General features: G+C 50.2%; 17 protein-coding genes. 9 read left to right on the top strand and 8 right to left on the bottom strand.

Annotation, left to right across the window (positions count from 1 at the left end):
• Position 1 precedes the first annotated feature (1 nt).
• The 5 genes from Q0577_RS18750 to nusB all read right to left on the bottom strand — a co-directional run bounded on the left by Q0577_RS18750 (position 2) and on the right by nusB (position 5,455).
• Positions 2–2,899, bottom strand: a complete 2,898-nt coding sequence (locus tag Q0577_RS18750) for a DEAD/DEAH box helicase (RefSeq protein ID WP_298738969.1) — start codon at positions 2,897–2,899, stop codon at positions 2–4.
• Between the two features lie 33 nt (positions 2,900–2,932).
• Positions 2,933–3,523, bottom strand: coding sequence for a dephospho-CoA kinase (coaE, locus tag Q0577_RS18755; protein ID WP_298738970.1), 591 nt, complete (start codon positions 3,521–3,523; stop codon positions 2,933–2,935).
• Positions 3,524–3,725: 202 nt separating this feature from the next.
• Positions 3,726–4,070 carry a preprotein translocase subunit YajC gene (gene yajC, locus Q0577_RS18760; protein WP_298738978.1) on the bottom strand — a complete coding sequence of 115 codons (345 nt, stop codon included), beginning with the start codon at positions 4,068–4,070 and terminating at the stop codon, positions 3,726–3,728.
• 23 nt (positions 4,071–4,093) lie between these two features.
• Positions 4,094–4,537, bottom strand: a complete 444-nt coding sequence (locus Q0577_RS18765; protein ID WP_298738980.1) for a DUF1573 domain-containing protein — start codon at positions 4,535–4,537, stop codon at positions 4,094–4,096.
• Positions 4,538–4,558: 21 nt separating this feature from the next.
• On the bottom strand, positions 4,559–5,455 hold the full coding sequence (nusB, locus tag Q0577_RS18770) for a transcription antitermination factor NusB (RefSeq protein ID WP_298738982.1): 897 nt from the start codon (positions 5,453–5,455) through the stop codon (positions 4,559–4,561).
• Between the two features lie 358 nt (positions 5,456–5,813).
• Between nusB and Q0577_RS18775 the strand changes: the two genes are divergently transcribed.
• From Q0577_RS18775 to Q0577_RS18795, 5 genes are all read left to right on the top strand, one after another.
• The gene (locus tag Q0577_RS18775; RefSeq protein WP_029464748.1) at positions 5,814–6,095 is read left to right on the top strand and encodes a co-chaperone GroES; all 282 of its coding nucleotides are present in this window, start codon (positions 5,814–5,816) and stop codon (positions 6,093–6,095) included.
• Positions 6,096–6,206: 111 nt separating this feature from the next.
• A complete protein-coding gene (gene groL, locus Q0577_RS18780) occupies positions 6,207–7,841 on the top strand; it encodes a chaperonin GroEL (protein ID WP_298738991.1) in 1,635 nt (544 codons plus the stop codon).
• Positions 7,842–7,935: 94 nt separating this feature from the next.
• A complete protein-coding gene (locus tag Q0577_RS18785; protein WP_298738994.1) occupies positions 7,936–8,427 on the top strand; it encodes an FKBP-type peptidyl-prolyl cis-trans isomerase in 492 nt (163 codons plus the stop codon).
• Between the two features lie 46 nt (positions 8,428–8,473).
• Entirely contained in the window at positions 8,474–9,907 is a 1,434-nt protein-coding gene (locus Q0577_RS18790; RefSeq protein ID WP_298738995.1) for an L-serine ammonia-lyase, read from the top strand.
• A 17-nt stretch (positions 9,908–9,924) separates the two neighbouring features.
• On the top strand, positions 9,925–12,729 hold the full coding sequence (locus Q0577_RS18795; protein ID WP_298738997.1) for a hypothetical protein: 2,805 nt from the start codon (positions 9,925–9,927) through the stop codon (positions 12,727–12,729).
• A gap of 14 nt (positions 12,730–12,743) precedes the next feature.
• Here the strand turns inward: Q0577_RS18795 and Q0577_RS18800 are convergent, their stop codons facing one another.
• Positions 12,744–13,202, bottom strand: a complete 459-nt coding sequence (locus tag Q0577_RS18800) for a hypothetical protein (protein WP_298738999.1) — start codon at positions 13,200–13,202, stop codon at positions 12,744–12,746.
• A 316-nt stretch (positions 13,203–13,518) separates the two neighbouring features.
• On the bottom strand, positions 13,519–16,179 hold the full coding sequence (locus tag Q0577_RS18805; protein WP_298739001.1) for a valine--tRNA ligase: 2,661 nt from the start codon (positions 16,177–16,179) through the stop codon (positions 13,519–13,521).
• A 352-nt stretch (positions 16,180–16,531) separates the two neighbouring features.
• Between Q0577_RS18805 and Q0577_RS18810 the strand changes: the two genes are divergently transcribed.
• Together Q0577_RS18810 and Q0577_RS18815 are read left to right on the top strand one after the other, a co-directional pair.
• A complete protein-coding gene (locus Q0577_RS18810; protein ID WP_298739003.1) occupies positions 16,532–17,560 on the top strand; it encodes a hypothetical protein in 1,029 nt (342 codons plus the stop codon).
• Positions 17,561–17,580: 20 nt separating this feature from the next.
• Positions 17,581–19,704 carry a M64 family metallopeptidase gene (locus Q0577_RS18815; protein ID WP_298739005.1) on the top strand — a complete coding sequence of 708 codons (2,124 nt, stop codon included), beginning with the start codon at positions 17,581–17,583 and terminating at the stop codon, positions 19,702–19,704.
• Positions 19,705–19,819: 115 nt separating this feature from the next.
• On the opposite strand, the gene Q0577_RS18820 is transcribed toward Q0577_RS18815, so the two are convergent.
• Positions 19,820–20,839: a GntG family PLP-dependent aldolase gene (locus tag Q0577_RS18820; RefSeq protein ID WP_298739007.1), complete on the bottom strand. Its 1,020-nt coding sequence runs from the start codon at positions 20,837–20,839 to the stop codon at positions 19,820–19,822.
• 309 nt (positions 20,840–21,148) lie between these two features.
• On the opposite strand from Q0577_RS18820, the gene Q0577_RS18825 reads away from it, so the two are divergent.
• Both Q0577_RS18825 and Q0577_RS18830 read left to right on the top strand, forming a co-directional pair.
• Positions 21,149–22,006 (top strand): RNA polymerase sigma factor RpoD/SigA, encoded by an 858-nt coding sequence (locus tag Q0577_RS18825; RefSeq protein WP_089914758.1) that lies wholly within the window; start codon positions 21,149–21,151, stop codon positions 22,004–22,006.
• Positions 22,007–22,124: 118 nt separating this feature from the next.
• Positions 22,125–22,994, top strand: a complete 870-nt coding sequence (locus Q0577_RS18830) for a DUF4249 domain-containing protein (RefSeq protein ID WP_298739022.1) — start codon at positions 22,125–22,127, stop codon at positions 22,992–22,994.
• The last annotated feature ends 13 nt before the right edge of the window (positions 22,995–23,007 follow it).

Here is a 23,007-nt window from a genome sequence, read left to right on the forward strand (position 1 = left end):
TTTAGCTAAACAGGAAAGCGATATCCTCTTCTGTCAGCTTTTTCATGAACCCGGTCTCTTCACTGATCAGGTCATCTGCGATCATCTGTTTCCGTTGCTGCAGGGCCAGTATCTTTTCTTCTACAGAGTCTTTACAGATCATCTTGTAGGCAAATACCTTGTTCTGTTGCCCGATGCGGTGTGTACGGTCTATGGCCTGCTGTTCTGCGGCCGGGTTCCACCATGGGTCTACCAGATATACGTAATCGGCGGCGGTAAGGGTTAACCCTACGCCACCTGCTTTCAGGCTGATCAGGAATACCCGCTGGCTTTCGTCCTGCTGGAAGCGGGCCACCAGTTCCTGCCGGGTTTCTGCCTTGGTGCCGCCATCCAGGTAAAGGAAGGGGATGCCTGCGGCGTTCATTGCCTGGGAGATCAACTGTAGCATGCCGGTGAATTGTGAGAATACCAGCACTTTATGCGTACCTGTATTGTCAACGATCTCCCGCATCAGCTCATCCAGTTTTACAGCGCTGGTAATACCGCCGGCCTGTTCTCCAATGAGTTGGGGGGCATTACACACCTGTCGCAATCGGGTGAGGCCTTCCAGGATGTAGATGGCGCTGGCAGCCAGGCCCTCTTCCTGTATCCTGTTCATGAGCTTTTCTTTGTAAAGTGCCTTTACCTGGTTGTACACCTGGCGTTGTTCATCGCCCATTTCGCACCACATGATGATCTCCGTTTTATCGGGCAGGTCTTTGGCGATCTGCTCCTTGGTACGCCGCAGCATAAAGGGATAGATCATCTTCCGCAGATCAGCCGCTTTACTGCCATCGGCATATTTGTCGATCGGCATGGCGAACTCTGTTCTGAAGAAGTGCTGGTTGCCTAGCAGTCCGGGGTTGGCAAAGTTCATCTGTGCGTACAGGTCCATGGTGTTGTTCTGGATAGGCGTACCACTCAGTATCAGCCGGTTGCGGCATTGCAGTACCTGCAGCGCGCGGGTAGTGAGTGAAGCCGGATTCTTGATCACCTGGCTTTCATCCAGCACCACATAGCCGAATACAAAGCGGGAAAAGGCCGCTGCATCACTGCGCACCGTACCGTAACTGGTGATGATCAGCTGTTGCTGCCGCCATTCCTGTTCGTTGAAACTTCTGCCCGGGCCATGATAGATGGTATAGCGCATGCCCGGCGCAAACTTCTGCAGTTCGCTTTCCCAGTTATAGATGAGCGAGGTGGGGCATACCACCAGCTGTGTTTCACCGGGATATTTTTCACATACATGTTGTAAAAAGGTGATGGTCTGCAAGGTTTTACCGAGCCCCATATCATCTGCCAGGCAGCCGCCCCACTGCATTTCATCCAGGAGGCACATCCACTCAAAGCCCGCCTTCTGGTAATCGCGCAGCTGTGCCTGTATGGCAGCGGGTACAGGGAAATGTTGCTGCTGCAGGCGTTCCCATTTCTGCCGTACGCTTTCCCTGGCGGTAGTTTCCGGCGCATCCAGTACTTCCTGTAAGAGGGTGAAGTGCAGGCTGGAGAGCCGCAGCTGGTCTTTCTGTACCTGGCCCAGTTTCCACAGCAGGGCGTATTTCTGCTGCCAGTCTTCCGGAATAACGCCGATGGTGCCGTCTTTTAACAGCAGGTGCGGCTGCCGGTGCAGCAGGGCTTTTTGTATATCACTCAACGGCACTTCCAGTTCGCCGTACTTTACTTTTACGTTGAGGTCCAGCCAGTCTTTACCGTCATTGCGCCAGCGTATATCCATGACGGGTATATTGGTGTTGTAGCGGAAATGCTTCAGCTCATCCATCCCGTATACGCCAATGTTACGGTCCGTCAGTTTGCGGTAGCATTTCACCAGCCACTGGCTTTTTTCTGCTTCTGCAAAAGAGAGGTAGAAGTAATCATTACGCTGCTGGGCAAAACGGGGATGCAGTCCACGCACAAAAGCCGTCATATCTTTTTCAATTTCCAGGTGGCGTTTGATCTCGTACTGCACATCGCCTTCGGTGATCCATACCACGGGCGAGGCCGAAGCATCCAGCGTAAAGCGGTCGTACTGCCACTGTATGCGCAGCATGAGGAAGGCGTTGTTCAGCTCACTCAGCCATATATTACATTGTGGCGGTGTATCTATCTCTTCTTTGGTAAGCAGTATGTTCTTGTTAACGGGATAGCCTGCTGCCAGCGCGGTTAAGGTATGCTGCAGGAAAGCGCCTTCCTGACCTCCCGGCACATCCATGTATCCTGCCGGAAACTGTTGCAGTGTTTGTGCATCGGCAGGGGAGAGGATGAACAGTTCACCCCGGCTGCGTAGCAGGAAGCCGTATTGTTCAAACTCAGACAAGGGCCAGGCCTGCCCGTTGATGGTAACAAAGGCCAGCAGCCGTAGCTGGCCGCTTTCTGTGCGCACCAGCTCAAAGGATAATAACGGCGTATAATTATTGACGGTAACCGGTCGTATCTTCTTTTCCAGCGAGCTTTCTGTTACCTGGCAGTACCAGGGCAGGAGGGGTGTGAGCGGCCGCAATTGCTGCAGGGTATGATACAGGTATTGCTGCATTCCTTCCTGTACAAATTGCTGGAGGGTCTGGTGTTTCACCGGAGCTGCCAGGAATTTTTCTTTCAGCTGCAGTTCCTTATGCACCATTGCTTCCTGGGTGCAGGGCAGCAGCAGGTGTTGTACGCCCGCGGGTAATGTATTGAATATGGAAAGCGATTTCTTATCGTTCAGCGGCATGCGTTGGCACTTACGCTCGTCATTCACCATCTTTATCAGTGCCGCGCTGATTTTCAGCGCCGGTGTAGCAGCATTGTCCAGTTCGAGCAGCAATACCGGCGTTACTGCCTGTTTGCCTGCACCTTCTGTAATGATAATGGTTTTTCCTGTAGGATCTTTTTTACCTGTAGCCATGGTTTTTTCTGTATACACTCCAATCACTAGCAGCTAGCGGCTAATAACCAACAGTTCTTCATGTAATCTGAGCACCTGCGGTATTACCATCTGCTGCTCATCGTTATAAATAATGTAATCGCACAAACGCATTTTGACGGTTTCGTCCATCTGTTTGTACATCCGTGCCAGTATATCATTGCGGCTGGCCTTATCGCGGTGCATGGCGCGCTGCAGCCGCAATGGCTGGGGGGCAGATACGCCGATGATCTTGTCAAGGTAGTGAAAGGCTTCTGATTCAAACAATAGCGCAGCTTCTTTCAGTACATAGGGCGCCTGCTGCCGCGATGCCCAGGCTTCAGCATCGCGGATGGTGGCGGGGTGTACCAGTGAGTTCAGCAGCTGCAGTTTATCCTGGTCATTGAATACGATATTCCCTAAACGCTGCCGGTTTAGCAGGTCCTGGCTGTCGTAGATGTCAGATCCGAAATGATGTTTCACCTGTTCTTTCAGATCGGGGTCCCTGTTCATGATATCTTTTGCCATGGTATCAGCATAATACACAGGGATGCCCAGTAGCTCGAATATGCGGCAGACGGTTGTTTTTCCGGAACCGATGCCGCCGGTGATTCCTACTTTTAACATGCCGCCAAGATACTAAAGTTTGAGGTTTGAAGTTTGGCGTTTGAGGTTTGTCAGATGTTTGAAGTTGAGAAGGAGTGGTCAGTGTTCAAAGAAAAGTCCCGCCCGGCTAACCGGAACGGGACAACTATCTTATTAGTTTAGAGGGCCTGAAGACCTGACTTTTCACTTTTAACGAACGTCAGACTTCAAACCTCAAACTTTTTTATTTTTTCTCGTCTGTTTTCTGATGCGCTTGGGTATACTCCATGCTTACAGCAGAGCGCTCAATGGTAAAGAAGGTGCCGGGGCTTACTTCCAGCTGCAGGGTGTTATCTGCATTGATCTTCTTTATTTTACCATGGATACCGGCAATGGTAACAATCTTATCGCCTTCGCGGAGGCCTTCGCCGAATTGCTTCTGCAATTTGGCCTTTTTAGTCTGCGGACGTATCATAAATAGCCACATTACTACTATCATACCGGCGAAGAACAGTAAAGACACCATGGGAGAACCGCCACCCTGGCCGCCCTGCGGTGATGCCATCAATAAAATGTTCAGCATGTTCATGTTGTAAATCGTATTATTAGTTGTTAGTTAGCTTTTTTTATCGTGCACTGGATCTTTGGTCCCTGTATAAAGGGAGGATCCGTATTAGCTTTGATACTGATCTCCTTTTCAGTATATCCTTCCTTTCCGTGACTGTCAAACACCACTTTCAGGTAACCGCTTTCGCCCGGCTTAACAGGTTCTTTAGGCCACTCCGGAACGGTGCAACCGCAGCTGGAAACCGCGTTTTGGATCAGCAGGTCCTTCTTACCGGTATTGGTGAACTTGAAGGCATATTCCACTTTTTCTCCCTGGGTGATCTCCCCGAAATTGTGAACGGTCTGTTCAAAGGTCATTTCGGGAGCGCCCTGTACGGTATCGCCGGGTGTGCCGGCGGCAATAGTGGCCTGGTTTTCTTTCGCAGCTTGTGTGTTACAGGCTGTGGCCAGTAAACCTGTGCAGACAAGGATGTAGAAGAGTTGTTTCATAGTGCGTCCCGCAAAAGTATATTATTTTTTTGTACGGTCGGTTTTCTGTATCTGCTGTGCCTGTTCAAGATCTTTCAGGATGTTGTCCAGGATGCCGTTGACAAACTGGCCGCTTTGCGGCGTGCTGTAGGTCTTGGCCAGGTCTATATATTCGTTGATAGTCACTTTGGTAGGGATGGTGGGAAAGTAGAGGAACTCGCATACGCCCATTTCCATCAGCAGCATGTCTACCGCTGCAATACGCTCAGGGTCCCAGTTCTGCAGCTTGGGCTTGATCAGTTCAAGGCAGTATTCTTTCTTATCGATCACGGTGAGCAGCAGTTCGCGGGAGTATTCCAGCTTTTCCTGGCTGATCAGCTGCAGGAAGTTAAAGAGGTGCGGTTTGTTAAGGTAATTGTTGATCAGGATGGTCATCATCTCTGCATCATCTCCCCAGTGCAGGAAGTTATCTTCCATATGCTGAACAAACAGTTCATTGGTGATCAGCACATTTTTATAGAGGTATTCCACGATCTCCTTTTCGGCAGCTTTGGAGCGGGAAGGTTCTTTAATATAGTTTTTATAAATATCTGTAGCGGTCAGGCTGTTGTATATTTTGCGGATCAGTTCCTGGTCAGGCAGGTGTTTCATTTTCCACAGGTCCAGATTAGCCTGGAAGCCCCTGTCGTTGCTGATCTGTTCGAGGAACTCGTTCCCGGCTATTTTGGTATTTACGTTCAGGTCTTCTGCAGTAGGCAGGTGTTTGGATGCACGGGCCTGGGAGTCTATCTCCGCGTATTGCGCCACCCGTACCAGGGAGTAGAGTAAGTAAGTAAAGATCTGGCAGGTTTGGTCCAGCTTATCTTTTAACAGGCTGGTGGCCGTACCTGGTTTAATGTTTCCTGGCTCCATTGTTTCCAGGGCGTAAAGGGTTTGCATAACCTTTACCCGGATGTTTCTTCTACTGATCATCTTTCTATATCTATCTAAAACAAGAACTAATAAGGGCGCAAAGCTAGTCAATAAAAGTCAAATTACCCGACCCGTGGGCAACTAATTGGCAGGTGGCAGCGGCAACCGGCGTCTGGCAGTATTGGGCAGGCGCCCACGACAGCTGTTTACTGTCATTTTTTGGGGTGGAAACTGAAAAATTGACATTTATGTCAGTGGTTCCCTATCTTTGCCGTCCTGGCAGACTGAAAATTTGACCAGAACCACCCATTGGCATAATTCTCGTGGGCCGATCATGCGCTTGATTTTACTTTCGTTACAAACAATTTTTTAAAAATTAAATACTATGGCTAAGAATTTAAGTATTAAACCTTTAGCTGACAGGGTGATCGTGAAACCTGCAGCCGCTGAAGAAAAGACCGCCGGTGGCATCATTATTCCCGACACTGCAAAAGAGAAACCACAGAGAGGTACCGTTGTAGCAGCTGGTCCTGGTAAAAAGGACGAGCCTGTGACAGTGAAAGTTGGCGATACCGTACTGTATGGCAAATACTCCGGCACTGAGATCAGCTTCGAAGGCGATGATTACTTAATTATGCGTGAATCAGACATTTTAGCGATTGTTTAAAACAGCCATTAGCATTTAGCTGCAGTGATTAGCCCTGCTAAAGCTGACAGCCGATCGCTAAGTGCTTACCCAAAACATTCCACACTCAAATCTTTAAAATTATTAACTATTATGGCAAAACAAATATTCTTTAACACCGATGCCCGCAACAAGATGAAGAAGGGCGTTGACATCCTGGCCGATGCAGTGAAAGTGACCCTGGGTCCCAAAGGCCGCAACGTTGTTATCGAAAAGAAATTTGGCGCTCCTGGTGTAACCAAGGATGGTGTTACTGTTGCTAAAGAGATAGAACTGGAAGATCCCATCGAGAACATGGGCGCCCAGATGGTGAAGGAAGTAGCTTCCAAAACTGCTGACGTAGCAGGTGATGGTACTACTACTGCTACCGTTCTGGCTCAGTCTATCATCGGCGAAGGCTTAAAGAACGTAGCTGCCGGTGCTAACCCTATGGACCTGAAACGCGGTATTGACAAAGCCGTGAAAGCTGTAGTGGAAAACCTGAGGAAACAGTCTGAAAAGGTAGGTAACGATACCAAGAAAATAGAGCAGGTTGCTGCTATCTCTGCTAACAACGACGCAGAGATCGGTAAACTGATCGCTGAAGCAATGAATAAAGTGACCAAAGATGGTGTGATCACTGTAGAAGAAGCAAAAGGCACTGACACTACTGTAGAAGTAGTAGAAGGTATGCAGTTTGACCGTGGTTACCTGTCTGCTTACTTTATCACCAACAGCGAAAAAATGCAGGTTGAACTGCAGAATCCTTACATCCTGATCTACGACAAGAAGATCAGCGCCATGAAAGACATCCTGCACATCCTGGAGAAAGTGGCACAGCAAGGCGCACCCCTGCTGATCATCTCTGAAGACCTGGAAGGCGAAGCACTGGCTACCCTCGTAGTGAACAAACTGCGCGGTACTTTGAAAGTAGCTGCTGTAAAAGCTCCGGGCTTTGGCGACAGAAGGAAGGAAATGCTGACAGACATCGCTACCCTTACCGGTGGTATCGTGATCAGCGAAGACCAGGGTTACAAACTGGAGAACGCTGACCTCAGCTACCTGGGTAAAGCCGAGTCTGTAACCATCGATAAAGACAACACTACCGTAGTAGGTGGTAAAGGTGAGAAGAAAGATATCGAAGCCCGCATCTCCCAGATCAAGGCCCAGATAGAAGTAACTACTTCTGACTACGACCGCGAAAAATTACAGGAACGCCTGGCTAAACTGAGCGGTGGTGTAGCTGTACTGTACGTTGGTGCTGCTACCGAAGTGGAAATGAAAGAGAAGAAAGATCGCGTTGACGATGCCCTGCACGCTACCCGCGCTGCCGTTGAAGAAGGTATCGTAGCTGGTGGCGGTGTAGCTTACATCCGCGCTATCGAAGGCCTGGACAAACTGAAAGGCGACAACAACGACGAACAGACTGGTATTGCCATCATCAAACGCGCTATCGAAGAGCCCTTGCGTCAGATCACCGCTAACGCCGGTATCGAAGGTTCTATCGTAGTTCAGAAAGTAAAAGAAGGTAAAGCTGACTTCGGTTTCAATGCCCGCACAGAGTCTTACGAGAACCTGATCGCTGCCGGTGTTATTGACCCGACTAAAGTTAGCCGCATTGCCCTGGAAAATGCCGCTTCTATCGCTGGCATGCTCCTGACAACAGAATGCGTAGTTGCCGACAAACCCGAGCCTAAATCTGCTGCTCCTGCTATGCCGGGCGGCCACGGTATGGGTATGGATTATTAATATCCTCTTTCCGGATAAATTTTACAGCTCCGGTCCCCTCTCGGGACCGGAGTTTTTATTGTAACTTTCTTCCGGACTACCGCGTTTAATGATCATGAAGCAGGTTTTACAAGCTATTCTTTCGTTATTCCTGGGCCTGATACTGTTCAGCGCCTGCGCCAAAAAGGATAATGTTACGCTTCTTGAAGATGCGGGTACTTTTGCGGATGACCAGATCGAACAATACCTCCGTTCTCATAACATTAACGCCACACGCGACCTTACCGGGCTTTACTACCAAATACTGGACCCGGGAGACAGCGTGCACTACATGTTATCCATGGATAACATTCCCACCATTATCTATACCCGCCGCCTGCTGAACGATAAACTGGTAGACGTTTCCCTTGCTCCCACTAATTTTAATAACCGCCCCCTGAAAGACCATATTGCCGGCTGGCAGATTGGTCTGCAGAAGATCGCCAAAGGCGGTAAGATCCTGCTCATCATCCCGCCCAGCCTGGGCTTTGGTAATGTGAAAGTGGATGATAAGATACCTGCCAACTCCGTCCTGGTGTGCGAATTAACACTGGTGGACTTCAAATAGTACGTGGCCTATTTTTCCCTACCTTTGGGAATTAAACACCAGAACAGTGGCACACGAATGCATCTCCGTTTTTGATATCTTTAAGATTGGCGTAGGTCCCTCCAGCTCTCATACCCTTGGCCCATGGCGTGCCGCATTGCGCTTTTTAAAGGAACTGGAAGCAGGCGGGCGCCTGCATGAAGTAGAAAAAGTAAGCGTGCTGCTGTATGGCTCCCTGGCCAAAACAGGCCACGGCCACGGCACCGATATCGCCGTGCAGCTGGGCCTCTCCGGCGATGATCCCGTTACTTTTGATGTAAACCGCATCAACGCCAAGATCGGCGATATCAGGCGCATGAAGAGGCTGCAGCTGAACAAACACCATGAAATAGATTTTGCTCCCACCGAAGATATTGCGTTCCTCTACGACGAAACATTGCCCTACCATCCCAATGCGCTGACCTTCCTGGTAAGCTTTGCAGGTGGCGATCAGACGGCTGTTACCTACTATTCTACCGGCGGCGGCTTTGTTGTAAAGGAAGGAGAGCAGGCTGGCGGCGCCGCCAATGCAGGCGTAGATCTTCCATTCCCCGTAGATACTGCCCGGCAGCTGCTGCAATGGTGCATCAAAACGGGCTTCTCCATATCTGAACTGGTGATGGAGAATGAACAGGCCTGGCGCTCTGAAGCCGCTACCAAAGAAGGAGTGCTGCAGATCTGGCAGGTAATGCGCGACTGTATTTACCGCGGCTGCCATACCAATGGCGAACTGCCCGGAGGCCTGAAAGTGGCCCGCCGCGCCGCCGCATTGAATAAGAAACTGCTGCAGGGCCGTGGTTACCAGGACTTTGACAGCTGGATAGCAGCCATCCGCGGCGGGGGTAACCACTTTGCCTATACGCTGGACTGGGTCAGCTGTTTTGCGCTGGCCGTAAATGAGGAGAATGCTTCCTTTGGCCGTGTGGTAACCGCGCCTACCAATGGTGCAGCGGGCGTTATCCCGGCTGTGCTGCAATACTATATTACTTTCTGCAATGGCTATCAGCCTGCCCGGATCATCCAGTTCCTGCTCACCGCATCAGAGATCGGCAGCATCTTTAAAAAGCGCTCTACCATCTCTGCCGCTATGGGCGGATGCCAGGCGGAAATAGGCGTATCCTCTGCCATGGCGGCGGCTGCGCTGACCGAATGTATGGGCGGCTCACAACGCCAGGTGCTGATGGCAGCCGAAATAGCGATGGAACACCACCTGGGTCTTACCTGCGACCCCATCGGCGGACTGGTGCAGGTGCCCTGCATTGAAAGGAACACCATGGGCGCCATCAAAGCCATCACCGCTTCCCAGCTGGCTCTCCAGAGTAACCCGGAGCTGGCAAAGGTATCCCTGGACGCTGTGGTGAAAACCATGTGGGAAACAGCCCTTGATATGAATTCCAAATACAAGGAGACTTCAGATGGTGGTCTTGCCGTTAATATTCCGATCAGTTTACCGGAATGTTAATTATCTTCCGTATTTATATGAAACGCCTTTTTGCCCTACTCCTGTTCCTATTGCCTCTTACTATTTCCGCCCAGCATTTTGGCGGAAATCCTCCCTCTCTGAAATGGCGGCAAATCAACACCGACACGGTGCGCGTGATATTTCCGGCAGGCCTGGAAGCCCAGGGACAGCGTGTGTCGGATATCGTACATTACCTTAACCGCTACACTCGCAGTTCGATAGGCAACCTGCAGCAAAAGGTCAACATCGTGCTGCAGAACCAGACACTGGAATCTAACGGCTTTGTACAACTGGGCCCCTTCAAATCTGAATTCTACCTGGCGCCGCCACCATCCCCGCTCGAACTGGGTTCACTGCAATGGGAAGAGCAGCTGGCGCTGCATGAATACCGCCACGTGCTGCAGAACATGAATTTCCGCCAGGGCATTTCCAAAGTGTTTGCTTACCTGGGCGGGGAACTGGGACAGGCGGCCGTTACCAATATCGCCGTGCCCAACTGGTTCTGGGAAGGTGATGCGGTGGTCATGGAAACTGCGCTTAGTCCGCAGGGAAGGGGACGTTTACCTGCCTTTTTTGATGGCTTTCGCGGCCTTACGCTCGATAAAAAGCACTATTCGTATATGAAGATCCGTAACGGGTCTTACCGTGACTTTGTACCGGATCACTATGAGCTGGGATACCTGATGAGCACCTATGGCCGCAATCATTACGGGCAAACTTTCTGGCGCGATGTAACTACAGACGCTGTCCGCTTCCGCGGCCTGTTCTACCCGCTGTCGCAAAGCCTGCGCCGCCGCACGGGCCATAACATCACCGGCTTTTACCAGGCCACCATGCAGGAATACCAGGCCTACTGGAAAGACTATGCCGCCCGTAAGGAGATCACGCCCGCCACTCAGCTGAGCGCTTCTTCGAAGATCGTGACCAACTACCGCTATGTATACGATGCAGGTCCCGGGCAGTGGGTGGTACTGAAAAGCAGTTATCAGCGCATACCCGGGTTTTACCTGGTAGACAGCCTGGGACATGAAACCCTGCTTACCCGGCCGGGCAGCCGCTTTGACGATTTCTTTAGTTACAGCAATGGCCGCATTCTCTGGACAGAAGCGCGTTTTGACCCGCGCTGGACCTGGAAGGATTATTCCGTTATCAAAATGTTTGACCGGTCCAGCGGGCACACTTATACAGTCACGCATCATACCAAGTACTTCTCTCCCGATATCACGCCCGATGGCCAATACATCATCGCCGCTTTTACCAGTCCGGAGCAGCATTACGGCCTTCACTGGCTGGATGCCCGCAGCGGCGCCCTGGTAAAAGCGCTGCCCAACCCGGAAAACTGGTATTATACCTTTCCGCGTTTCACGGCTTCCGGCAAAGCGGTTATCAGTCCGGTGCGTAACCAGCTGGGGCAGATGGCGCTTGTACAGCAGGACCTATCCTCCGGTGAAACCTCGCTTTTGGCGCCCTTCAGCTATAATGTGATCGGCGCTCCCGTGGTGGCCGGGGATACCGTATACTTTACCGGCTCCTGGAAAGACGTTAATAACATTTTTGCCGTTACGCTGGCTGATAAAAAGATCTGGCAGGTAACAGACCGTCCCAACAGCGTGCTGCATGCCGCTGTCAGTCCGCAGCAACAGCAGATAACGTTCACCGAATTCAGCGCCAATGGCTATACCCTGTACAAGGCCCCGCTGAAACCGGAGCACTGGCAGGCGGTAGATACCACGGTTAATGCACACAGCGCCTGGCTGCAACCTGACTTTAAGGAAGGAGGGAACATCCTTTCTGTTGTGCCATCCGGCAATTACCCGGTACGGCCCTATTCCCAGGCCAAGGGGCTTATTAATTTTCACAGCTGGGTGCCTACTTTCGATGATCCGGATTACAGCCTCACGCTTTATGGCAATAACATTCTCAATACTGCTGCTACGGCCATTGGTTACACCTATAACCGCAACGAAGGCAGCTCCATGGTGGGAGGTAATTTCCTGTTCGGGGGATGGTTTCCCAGGCTACAGGTGGGTGTAGACTATACCTTTAACCGCTCTGTGCTCACGCGCCAGTATGGCCGTTTGTACTGGAATGAGCTGGATTGGCATGGCGGCGTATCACTGCCGCTGATCCTTTCTTCCGGCAAGTATGGCAGAAGCCTTTCGCTGGGCGCTACCTATCACTACCTGAGAACTTTCCCTGATGGCTTCAAGTTCAGGGATGAAGGCGTGCAGTACCTGAACAATACCCTGGTGTTTAACAACCAGCGAATAAAAGCGCCACAGCATATCTTTACGCATTTCGGGCAATACCTCTACCTGCAATATACCCGCTCCATCGATGTACCGGCCCATCAGTTCTATGGCCGTTTTGACCTGTATCTGCCGGGATTGTTCCCCAACCATAACTTGGTATTGCAGGCGGCCTATCAAAAGAAGGATACAATGGGGCGTTACTCTTTCTCAGATAACTTCGTATATGCCAGGGGGTATAATGAGCCATTTTACAGCCGCATCTATAAACTGGGGGCTAGCTATCATTTCCCGATCGCCTATCCCGACTGGGGATTTGCGCAGCTGCTGTATTTGCTGCGCCTGCGTGGCAACGTGTTCTTTGATTACAGTAAAGCCTATAACTGGATCACCCGGGAAGATACCCGCTATGCCTCAACAGGGGGGGAGCTGTTCTTTGATACTAAGATAGGAAACACCATTCCCTTCACCTGCGGTGTAAGATATAGCCGTTTGCTTGACCCGGATCCTTTGGGGGCGGCCAGGAACCGGATAGATTTTATCCTTCCCCTGCAGCAATTGTTCAGTTATTAATAGTATGAATGGCGCTAGCGGATCACGAATTTCAGCTCCGGTACACGGTAGTATTTATTTCCGGGATATTTGATGATGATGTTGTCGAAGTAAAGTACCTCGCCTTTATCCAGCATTTCCTTTAAGCGGGTGCTCCATAAAGCGGAGAGCTTGTCAGATTTAAAATTGTCACCTATAAATTCTGTGTAGACGCCAGCTCTGCCGGTGGTATCGTTTATATAGGGCTGCTTTTGCTCATAGGTAAATTCAAAGGAAACCACGGGATATTTGTTATTCTGCTGATCACGCACCACGAGTGAAGAATCCAGCAGCTTGATTACTTCCGGGCGTGGCAGTGTATCGCTCAGAAAGATTCCCCAGCTGCTCCGGAACTTCAAAGGCTTCTTTTCTGCGGTTTTGCTTTTATTGGATTGTGCATACGCCGGGATACAGCCGGCCAGTAAAAGTCCGTATATCAAAAAGGATCTCAGCATGATGATAATGTTTGCAGCAGGCAAATATTGGTTTTATTATTAACGTATGGGGGGAATAAAAATTTTGCGGAGGGCTGGCAATTGTATTGAGCCGTTTCGCGTGATTGCGAGGCCCCATGGCGGTTATTGGGGCGTATCGTGTCATTGGGCCCTTAACCGTTGTTGCGAGGCCCGAAAGGCTTTAGCGGGGAGCCGGGGCCGAAGCAATCTTTTAAACGGCAAATGGTGAACTTATTTTTCCTGTTTAAAAAATTGCTTCGCCGCCCTTCGCACCCGGCCTTCACGGCTCCTCCTTGATGCGCGATGGGAAACCTGTTTACAACTGCTTCAAACTCTCTGTTATGGCTCTTATCTTCTCTTCGGCATCTGCTTTCTTCTTCCTTTCCGCTGCTACTACTTCCGGTTTGGCGTTCTGTACAAAGCGCTCATTGCCCAGCTTTTTCTCTACAGACTCCAGGAAGCCGCGCTGGTAGGCAAGATCCTGCTCCAGCTGTGCTTTCTGTGCAGCGGTATCCATTACGCGCTCTGTTTCTATATAAAACTTATCCTTCTGTACTACCAGGGTAATACTGCCTTGTACCGGCGTTTTCGTATATACGATCGCCTTAGCGTTCACCTGCTTGGCCAGTATGCCTTCTATCTGGTGGAAAGCATTATCATGCTGGGTATCAATATGCAGGGTGATAGCGTCTTTGGGTTTTATCTGGTGTTTGTTACGTGCATCGCGAATGCTACTGATCACTTCCTTGGCCAGTGCGCCCTCTACCAGGGTAGCATGGCGATGATCCGGTGCTGCAGGCGCATCAAACTGTTTGATGATCAGGTCATCGCCTTCGCTGCGTGTTTTCAGCTGGTGGAACAGTTCCTCTGTCACAAAAGGCATGAAAGGATGCAGCAGCTGCATCAGCTGTTCAAAGAAGCCGATGGTTTTATTGAACACACTGGCGGCAATGGGCTGTTCAAAACCAGGTTTCACCCATTCCAGGTACCAGCTGCAGAAATCATCCCATACCAGGCTATAGATGGTTTTGAGCGCTTCACTCAGGCGGAAGTCTTTGAAAAGATTATTCACCTCTTCCTGTACTTCGCCCAGCCTGCTTTCGAACCATTCTACCGCAAAGCGGCTGTCGGCTGCGAGTTGGTCGTTGTCAACCGTTCTGGCTTCCCACATCTTCACCAGCTTCAGCGCATTCCATATCTTATTGCAGAAATTACGTCCCTGTTCACAGCTGGCCTCATCAAACAGCAGGTCGTTACCAGCGGGAGAGGAGATCATGATACCAAAGCGTACGGCGTCTGCCCCAAAACGGTGGATCAGTTCCAGCAGGTCTGGCGAGTTGCCCAGCGACTTACTCATCTTTCGTCCCAGTTTGTCGCGCACCATACCGGTGAAGTATACATCGCTGAAAGGCTTTTCCTGTTTGTATTCCAAACCTGCCATGATCATACGCGCCACCCAGAAGAAGATGATATCCTGCCCTGTAACCAGCACAGAAGTGGGGTAGTAGTAGTTGATCTCCGGGTTACCGGGTTGGGTAATACCGTTGAACACTTCCATCGGCCATAACCAGGAAGAGAACCAGGTATCCAGCACATCTTCATCCTGTTTCAGGTCACTGAGCTGGTAAGGGAAAGCTGCGTTCTGCGCTTTGAACTGTGCAAGGGCCTGTTCGGCGGTTTCTGCCACTTCAAAACTGCCATCAGGCGCATAGAAGGCCGGGATACGTTGCCCCCACCACAGCTGGCGCGAGATACACCAGTCTTTCACGTTCTCCATCCAGTATTTATAGGTAGCCAGGAAGCGGTCGCCGGGATGGATACGTACATCCCCGTTCACAACAGCATCCAGTGCGGGCTTTGCCAGTTCTGCCATTTTTACGAACCACTGCGTGCTGATACGGGGCTCTACCACGGTATCAGGGTTACGCTGGCTGTATCCCAGGCGGGTGGTATATTCCTGGTCTTTGATCAGCAGTTCCTGTTCCTGCAGGGCGGCTACTACCAGTTTACGCGCCTTGAAGCGGTCTTCACCAATAAATACGCCGGCGGCGGCGCTCAGGGTACCGTCTTCATTCAGCGTGTCCACTACTTCCAGGTTGTGTTTCAGCCCCAGGTTATAGTCATTGATATCATGCGCCGGCGTTACTTTCAGGGCGCCGGTACCAAATGCCGGATCTACATAATCATCAAAGATGATGGGCACTTTGCGGTTTACCAGGGGAACTACGGCGTAACGGCCTTTCAGGTGGGTATAACGCTCATCTGAAGGATTTACGCAGATACCGGTATCACCCATAATGGTTTCGGGCCGCTGGGTGGCAATGGTAATATAATCCCCGGTGGGATTGTTCTCACTGTCTACAATCGCATATTTAACGTAGTACAGCTTACCCTGTATGTCTTTGTATTCTACTTCTTCGTCGCTCAGCGCCGTTTTAGCCTTGGGGTCCCAGTTGATCATACGCGCCCCGCGGTAGATTTTCCCTTTACGGTACAGGTCTATGAACACTTTGATCACGGCTGCATAGTAATGATCGTCCATGGTGAAGTTCACCCGGTCCCAATCACAGGAGCAGCCCAGTTTTTTGATCTGGGAATAGATGATGCCCCCGTATTTATCTTTCCATTCGTAGGCGTATTTCAGGAACTCGTCCCGGCTGAGCTGTGATTTTTCAATACCTTTTTCACGTTTCAGCATATCTACCACCTTGGCTTCAGTGGCGATGGAAGCATGGTCCGATCCCGGTACCCAGCAGGCATTGAACCCGCTCATACGGGCGCGCCTTACCAGGATATCCTGGACGGTTTCATTCAGGGTATGACCCATGTGTAAAACCCCGGTGACGTTGGGGGGCGGTATCACGATCGTAAAAGGCGGGCGCCCGTCAGGCCGGCTTTTGAAATAGCCCTTGTTCATCCAGTGTTGATACCACTTTTCCTCCGTTTCTCCGGGTAAATAGTTCTTTGAAAGTTCCATGCGTGTAAAATAATAAGTTTGCAAAAATAACGGACATTAGGCAGAGAAGGAAATCCGGACGCTGATCCTTTCCATACTATTTTACCCACCAACTCCAAGGCTTCACCCAGGCTCACATAGGCTTCACCTTGTACAGGGCGTTTTTGTTAAAATAGTATCAGTATCGCCTGCTTTTTCCATTCATCTTTCCATAACCTCCAATTACGCAACTTTTCTAGCCATCTACGAATTCGCCGTTTGCCACACTGGCAGCATGTGCTAATATTGCGAAACATTTGTGAGGTTAATCCCCTTTATCCAGACTAATAACCTAAGAGACAATTAGTTATATAAACCCCAAAAAAGAAAGAACATGAAACCGAGTACACTAAGTCTTCTCACCAGGGTGAGGAGTATCCGCTCGCAGCTACTGCTGATGTTATCCTTTGTTTTCCTGCATGGCGCACAGGCGCACCCTTTTTTCAGCGCAGATATTGACATCCGCTATGAGGCCCGCAGCGGTAAAATGTCTATCAAGGCAAGCAATGTGACCATTGCCGAACTGGCTGCCAAACTGGAATCCGGCTACCAGATCCTGCTATTTGTAACAGATGCATCGCCAGACACAAAAGTGAGCTGCGATGTGCAGGACAAGTTCATTGACGATGCCCTTCGTGAAGCCTTGCCTGCATCCGCCCACTTCTTCTACCGTTTCAAAAAAGGCGATACGGAAGTAACAGACCGCCGCCCGGAAATGAAACAAACAGGTACGCGCAGGGTGTCTGCCAGTGTTAAATCCGCGCTCAGGTCCCAGGCCCCCGCCACCGCTATCCAGGTTACGCCTACTCTGGTGACAGCTAAACGGGTAGCCCGCGCTACCACCGTAGCCGCTCCCGCCATTACCGCCACCATGCCGCTGCGTGTAAGCGCTACGACCGTTCGCCCCCAGCAGCTGGTACAGCCGCTGATGCAGCAGACAGACGACTATTTTGTTAAGGTAGTGGTAAGAGTAACCCCCAACGGCTACGAACCCGTAAGTTATACCAAGATAAAAGGCCGCCTGGTGGAAGACAGCACCGCAGGCGGTGGTTTTGTCTACCAGCTGAAAGACGACAGCAGGTCTGTTTACACCGGCTCTTTCGAAGATCCCCTGGAGCTGCATTCTTACCTGCCCGATGGCAGGCATGAAGTGCTGCAGGCAAAAGAGGCGTACATCAATATTACCTTACCCGCCCAGGTACTGGACAAGAACGCTGTAAAAGCGCCCACCCTGGAGTTCTCCAAGATCCGCGGAGAAGCCATGCCCGATAACCGCAGCATCCGCTCCATCCAGGCCTCCGCCCTGCAGCGTAAAGGCGTGATCAATACACAGGCATTACAGAAGATCATGCCCAGACAATAACCCCAAAAAATATTACTACCATGAAACATTCATTCATCCGGATAATACTATTATCGGCCTGCTGCTTTATTGCCGCAGTATCCCCCGCCCAGACCGTAACAGAACTTTTACGTAATGGCGCTAACGGCGCCAAACTGAATCTCGTTATTATAGGCGATGGCTTCACCGCCGCAGAACAGACAGCCTATAACACCCATGTAGGCAACCTGGTGAAGAACCTTTTCAGCAAGGATCTCTATGACGAAACCATGGATGCTTACAACATCTACCGTATTAACGTTAATTCAACACAATCCGGCGTTACCAAGGTGAACGCCAGCGGTACCGTTACCGTGTCAAAGAACACTGCGCTGGACTACCGCTACAGCGGTATCTGGGATCGCTGCTGGATGGAGCCCGGTCCCACCACCGCCACTAAACTAAACAACATCCTCACTTCGCTGGTACCGCAGTACAATTACGTGTTCATCATCCTGAACGAAGCTGGTGGCGGCGGATGCGCCGGTGGCGGTAAACTGGCTATTACCCGCGGCACCAATGACGATAATCCCGGCTGGGCGGTAGCCGCCCACGAAATGGGACATATGGTGGGATTGCTGGCAGACGAATACACCGTGAACTGTGATCTGTACAGCGGTGATGAGCCCAGCCAGGTGAACGTTACAAAGAACACCAACCGCGCAACCCTGAAAGGAGAGTGGAAGAACTTTGTGCCCGCTTCCAGGCCTGTACCCACTATCACCGGCTGCAGCAGCCCCGTGCCCGGTGGTACAGACACCGATGAAGATGCAGGACTGTTTGAAGGTGCGCAGTATACAGGCCAGGGGAAATTCCGCCCCGCTTATAACTGCCGCATGAAAGGCAATTCCCCGTTATTCTGCCCGGTATGTTACAATGAAATGCAGAACCGCGTAAAACCTTACCGCAGCTATAATTTCAATAACTCCTATGCCGGAGATTTTACCGGTGATGGCAGGGGCGACCTGGTACTGCACTTTGGCAACAGCCTGGCATTGTACAATTCAGACGGTGCCAAGATGAACCACCTCTTTACCGCCACTGAAAGAGTGAATACCGGCGGATCCAGCTGGCAGTTCACCCCGGGCGATAAATTTTATGTGGGAGACTTCAACGGCGATGGCAAAAAAGACCTTTTTGTGTTCAATGCTACAGACTGGGGCACCCATGGTCCGTACTTTGCCCTGCTGCGCTCTAACGGCAACGGTTTTGACTGCGTGAAACGTTACGACAAAACGCTGGAAGGCTGGCAGATGTCTGCCGGAGATAAGTTTTATGTAGGAGATTTTGACGGAGACGGCAAAGACGATTTCTATATCGTGAACACCACCAGCTGGAGCACAAAATATGTGGGCATGATGAAATCCACCGGCAGTGCCATGAGCTTTGTAAAAAGGTATGACAATAACCTGGGCGCTCCCGGCTACTGGATCATGAATAAGAATGACAAATTCTATGTGGGCGATTTTGACGGGGATAATAAGGATGACCTGTACATGGCCAACCTGACCGACTGGAGCACTAACTACGTAGGCATGATAAAATCCGGCGGCAACAGCCTTAACTGCATAAAGGTGTTCAGCAACACCCTTCCGGGCTGGACCATGGCCGATAACGACCAGCACCTGGTAGGTGATTTTAACGGAGACGGTAAAGCTGATCTATACGTGTTCAATGGTACCAACTGGAACCCGGAATACCTGCTGATGGTACGATCCACCGGTACAGACCTGGCTTATGTAAAGCGTTACGATGGCACCATCCCCGGCTGGGAAATGGCCCCTGGCGACAAGCTCTACCTGGCAGATGTGAACGGCGACGGTAAGAAGGACCTGTACATTTATAATACCGCCAACTGGGATAAAGAATACCTGGGCATCCTTACTTCCTCCGGCTCCGGTCTTAGCGGTTCCTGGCATAAAGACTGGATCGGCAGCTGGAACCTGGGTAGTGTTGATAAGCTGGCTGTTGCCAACTTCAACGGCGGCGCGGGTTATGACGACCTGTTCATTTACAACACCAACTGGTTCGGTATGCTGCGGTCTAATACCACCAGCCTTTCACAGGTGTATATCAGTCCTAATTATGTGCACAACTTCAACTACCACAAATTTGGATGGTGGTAATTTTTAGCGGTTCACTGTTAGCAGCTGGCAGTTAGTAATTGGCAGTTGGCGGTATGAATGCAGCAGAATTGTGTTTGCTTTCAGACAGCCAGCTGCCAGTTTTTATTAATAATTGTTAGTTCATTGCAGCAATTACCTGGCAGGTCCTTTCAACCATCTCCGGGGTGATGTCCAGATGTGTTACCATCCTCACCTGGTTCGTGGAAATTGGCATCACTTTTATGCCTTCGCGGAGCAGGTATTCTGCAAAGGATACAGGTGTCCAGTCGCCGGTAACTTCAAATATCAGGATATTGGTCTCTACGGGAAGCATGTGGCCGGTGAAGCTCTTTTCCAACAGGGCGTGTGCAATTTGTTTAGCGTGCAGGTGATCTTCTTCCAGTCTTTGCAGGTGGTTTTCCATGGCATAGATACCGGTGGCAGCCATATAACCCGCCTGTCGCAGTCCGCCGCCCAGTTTCTTGCGTACACGCGTGGCTTCGCGGATGAAGGATTCGCTGCCGATGAGGACCGAGCCCATGGGGCAGCCCATGCCTTTGTTCAGGCATACGGAAATGCTGTCAAATACATTTCCATAGGCTTTAGGGTCTTGTTTGGTGGCGATAAGGGCATTAAAGAGCCGGGCGCCGTCCAGGTGCAGTTTCAGGTTATGCTCCTGGCACACGGCTTTGATCCGCAGTACTTCATCCCAGTCATAGCAGCATCCGCCGCCGCGGTTGGCGGTGTTTTCCAGGCATACCAGGGAGGTGCGGGCCTTGTGAACATCATCAGGGTTAATGGCGGCCGCAACTTCTGCGGCGGTGATCATGCCTCGTTCGCCGGTAATGGGTCTTACCTGGGCGCCGGCGTTAAAGGCGATGCCGCCCCCTTCGTAAATGTATACATGGGCCAGCTGGCTGCAGATCACTTCGTCACCCGGCAGGGTGTGCACTTTAATGCCAACCTGGTTGCTCATTGTGCCGGAAGGGCAGTAAAGGGCTGCCGCTTTGCCAAAAAAGTCTGCCATCATGGCTTCCAATCTGTTCACGCTGGGATCTTCTCCAAAAACATCATCACCGGTTTCTGCATTGTACATGGCTTCCAGCATGCCCGGGGTTGGGCGGGTGAAGGTATCGCTTCTGTAATCTATGGTCATTTTGTTAAAAAGTTTGCAACGCCGTTCAGTATAAATTAGTTAAGATGCTAATTTAAAGATGATTTATTATCAATTGTTAAAAATTGCTTAAACTCGGGAAAATTAGCTAATAAAGCACTATTAAAATCCGTTTATAAAGAGTATTTTGTTACAGTAAGGCAGCCCTGCCAGGATTTGGTGAAGTGAAGTATTAGCACGATCTTTGCAGGCTAATTTGGCAGTTAGAAATTTTGTAAGATATAAAAAATCTTATTTGCAACAAAATTATTACTAAGCTGTTATTATTTCGTAAACCAATTCACTTTTAATATGAGGCAACTTAAAATTGCCACCCAGATCACCAACCGTGATTCGCAGGCGGTAGAAAAATACCTGCAGGAAATTTCAAAGATCCCTTTGTTAACACCTGAGGAAGAGACCGTTTTGGCGCAACGTATTAAAATGGGCGACCAGAAGGCTCTTGAAAGATTAACGACAGGAAACCTCCGTTTCGTGGTTTCCGTTGCAAAGCAATATCAGCACCAGGGGCTCAGCCTCTCCGATCTTATCAATGAGGGTAATTTAGGCTTGATCAAGGCTGCGCAGCGTTTCGATGAAACAAAAGGTTTCAAATTCATCTCTTACGCCGTATGGTGGATCCGCCAGTCCATTTTACAAGCGTTGGCAGAGCAGGGACGTTTGGTCCGCCTGCCGCAAAACAAAATTGGCACTTATAATAAAGCTAACAAAGCTTACATGGCATTTGAACAGGAGAATGAGAGAGAACCGTCTACGGAGGAGCTTGCAGAGATCCTGGAAATGTCTGAATCGGAAATAAACAACATTTTTCAGAGCAATACTCGCCATATGTCTTTGGATGCGCCGGTACACGAAGCAGAAGATGTGGCCATGGGTGATTTGCTGGAAGGTGGAGACATTACCGATGATGATGTAATGCGAGATTCACTGCGCGAAGAAATTCGCAGGGTACTGAAATCCTTGAGCCCGCGGGAAGCAGAGATCGTTAATGCTTATTTTGGTCTGGATGGTGAAAACGGAGCAACAATCGAACAGATCGGTCAAAAATACGATCTGACAAAAGAAAGGATCCGCCAAATCAAGGAACGTGCAATCAAAAGGCTGCAAAAAGCCCGCTACAGCGGCTCTTTAAAATCTTACCTGGGATAAGGCGATTTTATAGACGCTCAGGCGTTAAATTTATAGAGAACACCGGCTGTATGTTATATGGCCGGTGTTTTTTGTTACTTATCCAATATCCAATGTAAACCGTATTTTTGTAAGCTATATGCGTATAAAAGCTGTTCTCCTTTTCTGCTTCGCTTTTATTGCCTGCGAAAAGGATGTTACTGTAAGTCTGCCTACAGGAGAAGATCAACTGGTGGTAGAAGGAACGATAACAACAGACGAGTATCCCGAAGTGATACTGACGCGTAGCCTGAATTATTTTAGCCATATCAGTGTTGATCAACTGCAGAATGCCTTTGTGCACAATGCAACCATCACGGTTTCTGACGGCACTAATACCATGCAGCTGAAGGAGTTCTATAAAGACACTACCAGCAGGGTGCGATGGTACTATTATACGGCAGATTCTACTCAGGCAGACGTCTTTAAAGGTAAAAAGGGACTCAGCTATACTTTACGTATAGCGGTAGATGGAAAGGCCTATCAGGCCACCACCAGCATCCCCGGACAAGGCATGGCAATTGACTCCACCTGGTCCGAACTGAATGAAAAAGATCCAACCCTGGTAAAACTGATGGCAAGGATTAGCGATCCGGCTGCAAAGGGAAACTATGTTCGCTATAAAACCGCCAGGAACGGCGGGGTCTTCCGGCCAGGGGTCAACTCTACCATAGACGACCAGATCGTGAACGGTACTACCTTCAGTATTATGCTGGAATCAGGGCAGGACAGGAACCAGAACATTGATTACGATACCTATGGTTTCTTTAAGCCGGGCGATACTGTCAGGGTCTGGTTCAGCAATGTTGACAAAGCTACCTACGATTTCTGGCGCACCGTAGATTTTGCCTACGCCACCAATGGCAATGTATTCTCTTCACCGTTGCAGGTAAGAGGCAACATAAAAGGCGCTTTGGGCTACTGGGGCGGTTATGGCGTAAGCTACCGCGGTGTGAGAATGAGAAGATAAAGCGCCGGCGGTT

This window comes from uncultured Chitinophaga sp., assembly GCF_937898475.1.
GTDB lineage: Bacteria > Bacteroidota > Bacteroidia > Chitinophagales > Chitinophagaceae > Chitinophaga.